This window comes from Flavobacterium sp. (genome assembly GCF_031411595.1).
In the GTDB taxonomy this organism is placed as follows: Bacteria; Bacteroidota; Bacteroidia; order Flavobacteriales; family Flavobacteriaceae; genus Flavobacterium.
Genome location: NZ_JANOBI010000025.1, coordinates 53,427 through 64,012 on the forward strand (window position 1 = coordinate 53,427; position 10,586 = coordinate 64,012).

7 protein-coding genes are annotated in these 10,586 nt (G+C 35.1%); 4 read left to right on the forward strand and 3 right to left on the reverse strand.

Going from position 1 to position 10,586, the window contains the following annotated elements; genetic code table 11:
- Nucleotides 1-235 precede the first annotated feature (235 nt).
- A complete protein-coding gene (gene metK, locus RMO03_RS05365) occupies nt 236-1,486 on the forward strand; it encodes a methionine adenosyltransferase (protein WP_309641063.1) in 1,251 nt (416 codons plus the stop codon).
- 63 nt (nt 1,487-1,549) lie between these two features.
- Here metK and RMO03_RS05370 read toward each other — a convergent pair whose 3' ends face one another.
- From RMO03_RS05370 to RMO03_RS05380, 3 genes are read right to left on the reverse strand one after another with little or no spacing between them, the layout of a single operon-like run.
- The gene (locus RMO03_RS05370) at nt 1,550-1,822 is read right to left on the reverse strand and encodes a hypothetical protein (RefSeq protein WP_309641064.1); all 273 of its coding nucleotides are present in this window, start codon (nt 1,820-1,822) and stop codon (nt 1,550-1,552) included.
- Nucleotides 1,823-1,842: 20 nt separating this feature from the next.
- Nucleotides 1,843-4,602 (reverse strand): carboxypeptidase-like regulatory domain-containing protein, encoded by a 2,760-nt coding sequence (locus tag RMO03_RS05375; RefSeq protein ID WP_309641065.1) that lies wholly within the window; start codon nt 4,600-4,602, stop codon nt 1,843-1,845.
- A 49-nt stretch (nt 4,603-4,651) separates the two neighbouring features.
- Nucleotides 4,652-5,548 carry a GLPGLI family protein gene (locus RMO03_RS05380; protein WP_309641066.1) on the reverse strand — a complete coding sequence of 299 codons (897 nt, stop codon included), beginning with the start codon at nt 5,546-5,548 and terminating at the stop codon, nt 4,652-4,654.
- A gap of 127 nt (nt 5,549-5,675) precedes the next feature.
- Between RMO03_RS05380 and RMO03_RS05385 the strand changes: the two genes are divergently transcribed.
- From RMO03_RS05385 to RMO03_RS05395, 3 genes are all read left to right on the forward strand, one after another.
- Complete coding sequence (locus RMO03_RS05385) at nt 5,676-6,464, forward strand: hypothetical protein (protein ID WP_309641067.1); 789 nt, start codon at nt 5,676-5,678, stop codon at nt 6,462-6,464.
- Nucleotides 6,464-7,078: a deoxynucleoside kinase gene (locus RMO03_RS05390; protein ID WP_309641068.1), complete on the forward strand. Its 615-nt coding sequence runs from the start codon at nt 6,464-6,466 to the stop codon at nt 7,076-7,078. Before RMO03_RS05385 ends, RMO03_RS05390 begins: the two co-directional genes overlap by 1 nt.
- Before the next feature lie 200 nt (nt 7,079-7,278).
- Nucleotides 7,279-10,586, forward strand: a 3,308-nt coding sequence (locus tag RMO03_RS05395) for a beta strand repeat-containing protein (protein WP_409024907.1), incomplete at its 3' end; no start/stop codon positions are given.

Here is a 10,586-nt window from a genome sequence, read left to right on the forward strand (position 1 = left end):
TTCTTTGTTAATATTTCATTACCATCCTATAGCTTAAAAATTAATATTATTTTTTTCTAATTAAAAATGGTTTCATACATTTGCAACCGAAATTCAAGAGGAAAAATTTGAACTGATTGCAACCTCTGACCTCAACTGTATGAGTGTCAAAAAAATGCTAAAGCAGAAATTCTCTCCTTTAGTTTTTAAGCAATCTTATTTTGTTTCAATTAATTTAAAAAATAAAACTATTATTATGGCTTATTTATTTACGTCAGAATCTGTGAGTGAAGGACATCCAGACAAAGTTGCAGATCAAATTTCAGATGCATTAATCGATAACTTTCTAGCTTTTGATTCAGAGTCAAAAGTAGCTTGTGAAACTTTAGTAACCACCGGACAAGTAATATTGGCTGGAGAAGTAAAGTCAAACACCTACCTTGATGTGCAACAAATTGCTAGAGATGTAATCAAAAAGATTGGTTATACCAAAAGTGAATATATGTTTGAGGCGAATTCTTGTGGAATTCTTTCAGCTATTCACGAGCAATCTGCTGATATTAATCAAGGAGTTGACAGAGCAAGCAAAGAAGAGCAAGGTGCGGGTGACCAAGGAATGATGTTTGGTTACGCCACTAATGAAACCGAAAATTACATGCCATTGGCTTTGGATTTATCACATGCTTTATTGATTGAATTAGCCAATTTGAGAAGAGAAAATAATGAAATTAAATATTTGCGTCCCGATGCAAAATCACAGGTTACTTTAGAGTATTCTGACGATAACAAACCCGTTCGTATTGATGCTATTGTGATTTCAACACAACACGACGATTTTGATGAAGAAGCTACGATGTTGGCAAAAATCAAAACGGATTTAGTTGGTATTTTGATTCCAAGAATTAAAGCGAAATACCCACAATATGCTCATTTATTCAATGACCAAATCACGTATCACATTAACCCAACCGGAAAATTTGTAATTGGTGGGCCACACGGAGATACTGGATTGACAGGAAGAAAAATTATTGTGGACACTTACGGTGGAAAAGGAGCTCACGGTGGTGGTGCTTTTTCTGGAAAAGACCCAAGTAAAGTAGACAGAAGTGCTGCTTATGCTACGCGTCATATTGCTAAAAACCTTGTTGCAGCAGGATTGTGCGATGAGATTTTAGTACAGGTTTCTTATGCTATTGGAGTTGCCAAACCAACTTCAATTAACGTGGTTACTTATGGTACTTCTAAAGTGAATTTAACCGATGGTGAAATCAGCAAAAAAGTAGAAGCTATTTTTGATATGCGTCCTTACTTTATTGAGCAACGATTGAAATTGAGAAACCCTATTTATAGCGAAACTGCTGCCTATGGTCACATGGGAAGAAAACCAGAAACGGTAACCAAAACTTTTAATGCTCCAGGCGGATTAACAAAAACGGTTCAAGTGGAATTGTTTACTTGGGAGAAATTGGATTTTGTAGATAAAGTAAAAAGTGCTTTTGGATTATAAAATTTAGCGGGAAAGCAACAAAGAAAAAAGCCTGTTCATTTGATTTGAACAGGCTTTTATATTTTAGTTGAAATACGGCAGGAGTAAAAAAATTGCTGTTATAACAAATGTTAAGGCAATAAAAAATAACCCCATTTTATATCTTGATAAATCCTTTCCTTCCTTTTTATCTCTTGAATATTTTCTGTAAGTTAATATTGCTAAGGCAAACAAAAATGGTATTGTTATACTCAATTTTAAAATATCATTTTTAATAAAGAAGGTTATTGCTAAAAAAACTAGCAACGCAAATATCTTTAAATCTTTTAGTAATTTTTCTTCTCTTTCTACCGTCATGATTATAATTTTTCACTAAACTACAAATTATATTTCAAACTCAACATCACATATCTTGGTTGCACAGTATATTGCGATGTTCTTGTAGAAAATTGCGAGAAGTTGTCATCATTTAAAGAAGTTGTATTGAGCAAATTGGTTGCCGAGATTTTGTATTCCCATTTACTGTCTTTCGTTTTTTGATATATCAAACTGGTTGACAGAAAATCATATTCGTTTTCTACTGATTTATCGCTGTTGTAATAATGGTAAAACTCATATTCGGTTACAAATGAAAAGCTTTTCATAAAGAAATAATCCACTCTTACTGTTGGTTTATCAGTAAAGAAAGTATCCGTGGGATAGTCGTTTATAGTATAACTGTATCCCAACTCGATATTCGGCCAATTTTTATAATTTGTGGAAGCCTTAATGGAGTAGGTTTGGCTGAAACTTTCGTTGGTTGACAAAACATCGAGCAACGTATTTCTATCAATCTGAATATTGTTGTATTTCGCCCAATTCAAATTGGCACTCAAAGAAGCTTTGTAATATTTGTAAAAAGAGCGTCCGTAATTTCCAAAGAAAGTAAGGGTTTCATCGGCAAACTCCGAGTTGAATGGAGAAGACACTTGATTCACATTGTCGAAAAAAGCTCTGGTTTTCACCGCATCCATAGTTCTGTTGTAGCTGGCAAAAGCCGAGATATTCTCAAAGTTGAACATATTGTATTTGAAATAACGCAAAGAATGCGATTGCTGAACCGCATTTTCGAGTGTTCTGTTCCCTCTTGACAAACTGCTGTAGCTGTTTAAAACAAAACCTTCTGCTTGGCGATTAATGTCGGTGAAATTATTGGTAAACGAAAAATTATAGGTTAGGCTTTCGGCTTTTTTGATTTGATAAACCGCTAAAAAATCGGGCAATACTCTGGTGAAATTTTGTTTGTAACTTGTGCCTGATTGTTCGTTATTCAATGCATAAGTATGCAAACTTACTCCTGGTGTCAAAGTAAATTTCCCAGTTAATATTTTGTAGTGGAATCCCAGAAAAGCATCGTTGAATCGGTAATTAACATCGTTAATGTTTTGTGGATTATCCAAATCATTTACTGTTCCATTATCCAATATTTGATAGATACTGGAGTTGAAACTTTGATTAGAATAAGTATTTCCTAGGGTTACATTGATGTTGCTTTTTGGCGTAATCATATAGTAATAATCCAATTTGGTGTCCAATTTATTGGTCTTCACAAAACGGTTTTGATTTAAATTGGTTCTGTTTTGCGAAGCATCATATCCTAAAATATTACTTGGTGGTGAAGTAAACGGATTAACAAAAGGATCGGATTGTAAATCGGCGTTGTAAAACGGATTTTCATCTTGGTACAAATGTTGCATTTCAAGTGCAAAAACATTTTTTTCGGAAGCGGTATAATAAAAACTCAAGTTCTGATTTACTGAAACCGGATCTTGTTTTTTGGCAGTTAAAATATTTTCAGTACTAGAATTATTGTCTTCATCAATGGTTTCTCTCAAGAGTGAATTGTCTTCGTCTTGCTTTGAAAACTTTGACAGAATATCATAATCAAACTGAAAATTGGCATTGGGCTTATAGCTTGAACTTAGTTTGAACAATCCTAAACTACTTTTTTGATGCGCTATTTCGGCTCTGTTTTCGGTCGAAGCTACTTCGGTGGAATTATCATTTAAATAATTGGTCTTTGATTTTGTTTCCAAATCAGTAATGGAAGAAGACAGGATCCCGAATCCACTTATACTCCATGCCTTGGTTGGATTATAAGAGAAATTTGTAGCTCCAAAATCGGTTTCAATTTCTTTGGCTCTGTTGTTTCTCAAAAGTGAAATCCCCAAATCATTACTTGAAACATTAAAATTCGAACCGCCTTTGGCCATCATACTTCTGAAACCGCCCGAGAATTTGAAATAATCCTGAACCGTTAAAGGCAATTCGCCAATATTATTGAAATTGGTGATGATATTAATGCTGTATTTGGGACTATAATAAAACAATTTTGGATTGACGTTGTAGCGGTCAAATTTGTCTTCGGGACGAAAACCTCCTGCAGCTGTAATATCCCCAAACCAGAAATTTTTCTTTCCGGCTTTTAGTTTAATATTCATCGCCACATTATCCTGGTTGTTTTCGACGCCTTTCAGAATTGAATTTTCGTTGTAGTTTCTCAAAACCTGCACTTTATCAATCGCGTCGGCAGGAATATTTTTTACACCTAGTTTAGTGTCACCATCAAAAAAGTCTTTTCCTTCCACCATTAATTTGGTAACTTTTTTACCTTCTACTTCTACTTCACCGTCGGCATTTACTTCAACTCCGGGTAATTTTTTTAGAAGGTCTTCCAGCTTTCGTTCAGTTCCAGTTTTAAAAGAATCGGCGTTGTAAACTATCGTATCGCCTTTTATCGAAACGGGCATTTCACGAACTATTTCAACCCCTTCCAGTTCAATACCACCTTGTTCCATAGTGATGTTTTGAACCATATTTTGATTTTGAGTTGTTACTGTGATTTCCTTGTTTTGCATTCCCAAGTAACTTAATTTGATGGCATAAGTGGTATTGGGTTTTAAGTTCAAAATGAATTTTCCTTTGTCATTGGTAATGGCATACGCATCCATGGCTTTAGTGGCTTGATTCATTGCCATAATATTCGCCATTTCTAGTGGCGCTTTGTTGTTGTCTTGGATAACACCTTCAAAACGGATGTTTTGGGAAAAGGAAATTGTTGTAAACAGAATAGTTAAAAGAAATAGAATTTGTTTCATGTTGTTAATATAGAATTGATGATTTTAAGGAAAACAGAGTATTAAACTTTTATCTGCCAATTCTCATATCCATTCCACCTCTTCCTTGTCCTTGATTCATCTCTCTCATTTCTTCCATCTTTTTTACAACGGTTTCGTCATAATCTTTTTGAGAGATTGTTTTTCCATTGGTTGGTGCTTTAATCTCCACTTTATCTTTAGCATTCAAAACAACTTTGGAACATAAAATTACCGTTTTCCCATCATTCACTTCAAGGATTAAACCTGGCAAACCCCAGTAATTTTCTGGTCCTTGGTTTACTGGAATTTCTGGCGTATACCATGCTGTGATTATGATTTCTTTTGGCATATCAAAATCATCCATGAAATTGGTTTTCTTGTCTTTATTTTCAGCTTTTGCTTCATCCTCTTTTTTATCTTCTTCTTTTTTGGGTCTAAAGTTTCTAAAATCAGATTTACTAGCGGGACGCACAGCTGTTGCTTTGAAACAATTGTAGCCTCCAATGAGTCTAGTTTCTGATTCCATTTTCCAATCTAGTTTTGGCAAAGAATCTTTAATCAAAAACTCCTTTCCCATAAATTCTTTATCAACTACATAGGATTTGTCTTTTACATTTTTATAAAAAGTCCCTCCGCCACCCATCATGGATGACATGAATCTCATACCACCACCTTGTCCGCCTGGAGCATCCAGTTTTTCTTCTTCTTTATAGATGGAAGCCGATTTATCAAAGTTGAGTATAAAGGTTTTCTCAAACATTTTTTTCATACGTTCTTCAATCATTTTCTGCATTTCGGGCGTGATTTGTTTGTTTCCTTCAAAACGGGATTTAAAATCGGAAGTGCTTGTTTTTGATTCATAAACGGCCATACCTTGAAAATCTTTTTGGGCTTGGGTTTGCATGAATGCTAAGAAAAATGCGAATGACAGAAGTGTTTTTTTCATGAGAATTGCTATTTAATTGTAGATAACAAATATGACGAATCGACACATGATATGTTACCAAATTTTTGTTAAAATAATTTATAAGACAAATCGAAATTTAAAAGGTTTAATGTAACTTAGCCAAACCATGAAAAAGATTTTAATTATCATTCTGTTTTGGAGCACGGTTAGTTTTTCTCAACATCAAAAACTAATTGCCACAACATTAAATAAAACACCACATACTACAGAAACTTTTGTTGGAATAGATGGTTTAGGGAATTATTATTCCATTAAAAATAATGTTTTCACCAAACAAAACGACCATCAATCTTGGGAATATAAAAACATTTCATTGGGCAAAATAACTAGGGTTGACTTCCTAAATCCATTGAAGATTCTTTTATTTTTTGAGAGTTTCAACACGGTGGTTACATTAGACAATCAGCTTAATGAGATTCAAAAAATAAATTTTTCTGATGTTAACAATTCCATTGTGGTTACAAAAATTGGAATGGCTTCGCAAAATCAATTTTGGATATACAATGCCCTGAATCAAAAAATTGGATTGTTTGATTATACAAAAAACACTTATACTCCTTTGGGTAATCCCATTGAGGTTAGCTTTAAAGATTATCAATCGGATTTTAATACTTTTTATTGGATTGACGAAATAAACAATTGGTATTCGTGTGATATTTTTGGTAAAGTAAATTTAATGGCATCGATTCCTGTATATGATAAAATTCAAATTATTGACAGCGAAAAACTTTTGTTTTCAAAAGGCAATAAAATGTATTTATTAGACAATAAAGCCAAAGTCATCATAGAAATTGAAATTGTTGAGAAATCGTTTCAAAATTTTTATTACAAAGACCAAATTTTAGCTATTTTTACCAACCAACAAATTACCAATTATAAAATAAAATTACCATAATGCACATAGCAGTAGCAGGAAACATAGGCGCAGGGAAAACTACACTTACCCGATCTTTAGCAAAACAATTTAAATGGGAACCCCATTTTGAAGATGTTGTAGACAATCCTTATTTGGATGATTTTTATCATCAAATGGAACGTTGGAGTTTTAATCTTCAGATTTATTTCCTAAATAGCCGTTTTCGTCAAGTGTTACAAATTAGACAAAGCGGAAAAAATATTATTCAAGACCGAACGATTTATGAAGATGCCCATATTTTTGCTCCCAATCTCCATGCTATGGGTTTGATGACCAATCGTGATTTCCAAAATTATACGTCGCTTTTTGAATTAATGGAAGGCTTTGTTGGCGCTCCCGATTTGTTGATTTATTTGAGAAGTTCCATTCCCAATTTGGTATCACAAATCCACAAACGTGGACGTGATTATGAGAATACTATTTCTATAGAGTACCTGAGCCGATTGAACGAGCGTTATGAGGCTTGGATTACAAATTACGATAAAGGGAAACTTTTAATTATTGACGTTGATAATATTGATTTTGTAAACAACCCAGAAGATATGAGTATGATTTACAACCGAATTAATGCTGAATTAAATGGACTATTCTAGAAATTATCCATTCTGAAACTAAAAAGGCTTTGTTTATTACAAAGCCTTTTTTTATTTACCTATTATCGGAAAACGATGCAACTTGTGGTAAATGCTTGGTTGTAGAAAAATAAAAAGATACATTCGTAGCACTTAATTTACAAAAAAAAAGTTTATTTTTATCCATATTATTTATGGAATAAACTCAAATTTATTTGTTTATGAAAAAAAACTACACCTTGAAATCGCAGTTCCCATTATTCTTACTATTATTATTTGGTTGTGTTGCAATTGGTCAAAAAACCCATACCGTTGTCGAGAAAAAAGTTGCCAAATCTAACACAACTGTTGCTTCGCCTAAAGGCAATTCGCCATCTGTGTTTTATAATTCCATCAAAAGAACTAGTCCAATTTCTGAGTCTGTTGCCAGGCAATCCAATGGCGTTTCTTCCACCGTATTAGACGTCTGCGATATAGATCAAAGTAATTTTAACTTTCCTGATACCACTACAAGTCTTTCTTTCGGACAATCCTTCATGGCTCAATGCAATTCAGACATGACAAGTGTAAGCATATTCCTTGGGACAACTACACCATCATCGTCAATTACGGCAAATATTTATGCAGGTGAGACTGTATCTGGTAGTTCACTTGGAAGCGCAACATTACCTTCTGGAATTTCGGGTGAAAATATTTTTACATTTAGCACTCCGATACCTATACTATCTGGACAAGTATATTCCATAATTTTAACCTCAACCGATCCTTTTACAGTACCCTATTCTAATTTAGATCCCTATCCTGATGGAAATGCTTCAGACGGATTTGTCTTTTTTCCAGGAATAGATTTGGTATTTAAAGTAACTACTTGTGGCACCCTTGTAGCACCAACTTTTACTCCTGTTGCGGCAATATGCGCCGGAGATATACTAGCAGCATTACCAACAACATCGGATAATAGTATTGTTGGAACATGGTCGCCCGCACTAGATAACACCACCACTACAACTTATACTTTTACGCCTGATGTTTCACAATGTGCTTCAACGACTACATTGACGATTACAGTTGACCCCATTACGCAAAATACAACAAACATTGTGGCTTGCGACTCTTATACTTGGCCTGTTAACGGAAACACCTACACTCTTTCTGGAGTTTACACTGAGATTATAGGTTGTAATACTGAGACTTTAAATTTATCTATAATTCCCATTCAAACTTTAGCTATCATGACTCCAGGTTTGGCATGTGAAAACAACACATTAACCTTAACAGCTACAACTTCAACCGCGCAAATTACTGATTTTACAGGCGTTTTTGATATTTCAAATTGGAATCTGTCAAATACAAATGCAGATGGCAGCGTAGTTACCACCGGAGCGCCAACCTCTATTGAAGTAACGGGTGGTAATAATGGAAGTGCCAATCCGGGTGATACGGATTATATCATTACAGCTCCTTTTACAGGAACCATTTCATTTAATTGGGAATATGCAACGGGAGATGATCCTGAATTTGATGTTCCTAACTTCTTAGTTGATGGGAATTCAACGGTGTTAACCGGATATGATACGTTAGGAGCAACTAATCAATCGGGCAGTATGACCGTCAATGTAACTGCGGGACAAATCATTGGTTTCAATTTGCACACAGTCGATAATATTTTTGGTGCTGCAACCTTTGCTATTAGTAATTTCAGTGCTACACTTGCGCCACAATTACAATGGGTAGCTTCCAATGGAGGAACAATTGTTGGTCCAAATAATCAATTAAGCGTAGATGTTACTACATCGGGAACCTATACTTTGACCAATACAGTGGGTACTTGTTCTCCATCTGATTTTGTAGTTATAACATTCAATCCAAATGTAATTCCAACTTTTACACAAGTGGATCCTATTTGTTCAGGAGATACATTAACGGCATTACCAACCACCTCCGACAATGGTATTGATGGAACTTGGTCGCCGGCATTGGATAATTCAACTACAACTGTTTACACTTTTTCTCCCGATGCTGATCAATGCGCTACAACGGCTTCTATGACTATTGCGGTTACTCCAAGTACTTCAAATACAACTACTCTTTCCGAATGTGAGACCTATACCTGGTCCGAAAACGGAACAACTTATACCTCATCAGGAATTTATACTTCGTTAACAGGTTGTCATACAGAAATATTGGATTTAACCATAGTGCCTCTTCATACCATAGATATTGCTACACCCGGTTTAGTATGCGAGAATAGTCCGTTAACCTTAACGGCAACCACTACGTCTGTGCAAATTAATAATTTCACTGAAGATTTTGATGTCGTAAATTGGACTTTATCCAACACTAATGCAGACGGTGTAATCAATACAACTGGAGCTCCAAATTCAATTGCACTTACCGGTGGTAATAATGGAAGTGTTGATTTTGGCAATACCAATTATACTATAACTATTCCTGCTTCAGGAACCATTTCATTTGATTGGAGTTATTCCTCTCTTGATGATGCCATATTTGACATTCCTAATATCTTAATAAACGGAAGCCCCACTGTATTCACTGGATATGACACGTCGGGTTCAAGCAATCAATCGGGGAGCATGACTATAAATGTATCGGCTGGCCAAACCCTTAGTTTTAACATCTATACCGAAGACAATCTTTTTGGCGCACCAACCGTTGTTATCAGTAATTTCATTGCTATCATATATCCTCAATTCCAATGGGTTGCCACAAATGGGGGTACTATTATAGGTCCTACTAATCTATTGAGCGTGAATGTTACTACTTCAGGAACTTATACAATATCTGCATCAGATGGAATATGTCCTCCTTTTTCAGATGCTGTTGACATAACATTTAGTCCAATTGTCACTCCCTCTTTTACACAAGTTGACCCTATATGTGAAGGTGGGATTTTAAGTGCATTACCAACAACATCCAATAACAATATTACGGGAACTTGGTCGCCAGCTTTGGATAATACTACAACAACTCCCTATACATTTACTCCTGATTCTGGTCAATGTGCTACAACTGCATCCATGACAATTACTGTAAATCCAAACACAACTATTGGAGATGTTACTACTACTATTTGCGATGGAGATTCGTATACATGGCCTGTAAATGGCGTTACTTATACTACACCACAATCAGGCGTTACTTTTGTTTCAGCTTGTAATACGGCTACTTTGAATTTATCTATCTCGCCAAGCACTTCAAATACCACTATAGTTGCCGTTTGTGATACCTACACTTGGGCAGAAAACGGAACGACTTACACTTCTTCAGGATTATACTCTGTAGTTACAGGTTGTCATACGGAACTCTTGGATTTAACCATTACTCCTAGTACTTCAAACACCACTACTATTGCAGTTTGTGATACCTACACTTGGGCGGAAAACGGGACAACTTACACTTCTTCAGGATTATACTCTGTAGTTACAGGTTGTCATACGGAACTCTTGGATTTAACCATTACTCCTAGTACTTCAAACACCACTACTATTGCAGTTTGTGATACCTACAC

Excerpts from the sequence above, each read along its gene's own strand:
- RMO03_RS05385 (WP_309641067.1), top strand. The coding sequence starts at position 5,676 with ATGAAAAAGATTTTAATTATCATTCTGTTTTGGAGCACGGTTAGTTTT.
- RMO03_RS05380 (WP_309641066.1), bottom strand. The coding sequence starts at position 5,548 with ATGAAAAAAACACTTCTGTCATTCGCATTTTTCTTAGCATTCATGCAA.
- metK (WP_309641063.1), top strand. The coding sequence starts at position 236 with ATGGCTTATTTATTTACGTCAGAATCTGTGAGTGAAGGACATCCAGAC.
- RMO03_RS05375 (WP_309641065.1), bottom strand. The coding sequence starts at position 4,602 with ATGAAACAAATTCTATTTCTTTTAACTATTCTGTTTACAACAATTTCC.
- RMO03_RS05370 (WP_309641064.1), bottom strand. The coding sequence starts at position 1,822 with ATGACGGTAGAAAGAGAAGAAAAATTACTAAAAGATTTAAAGATATTT.
- RMO03_RS05390 (WP_309641068.1), top strand. The coding sequence starts at position 6,464 with ATGCACATAGCAGTAGCAGGAAACATAGGCGCAGGGAAAACTACACTT.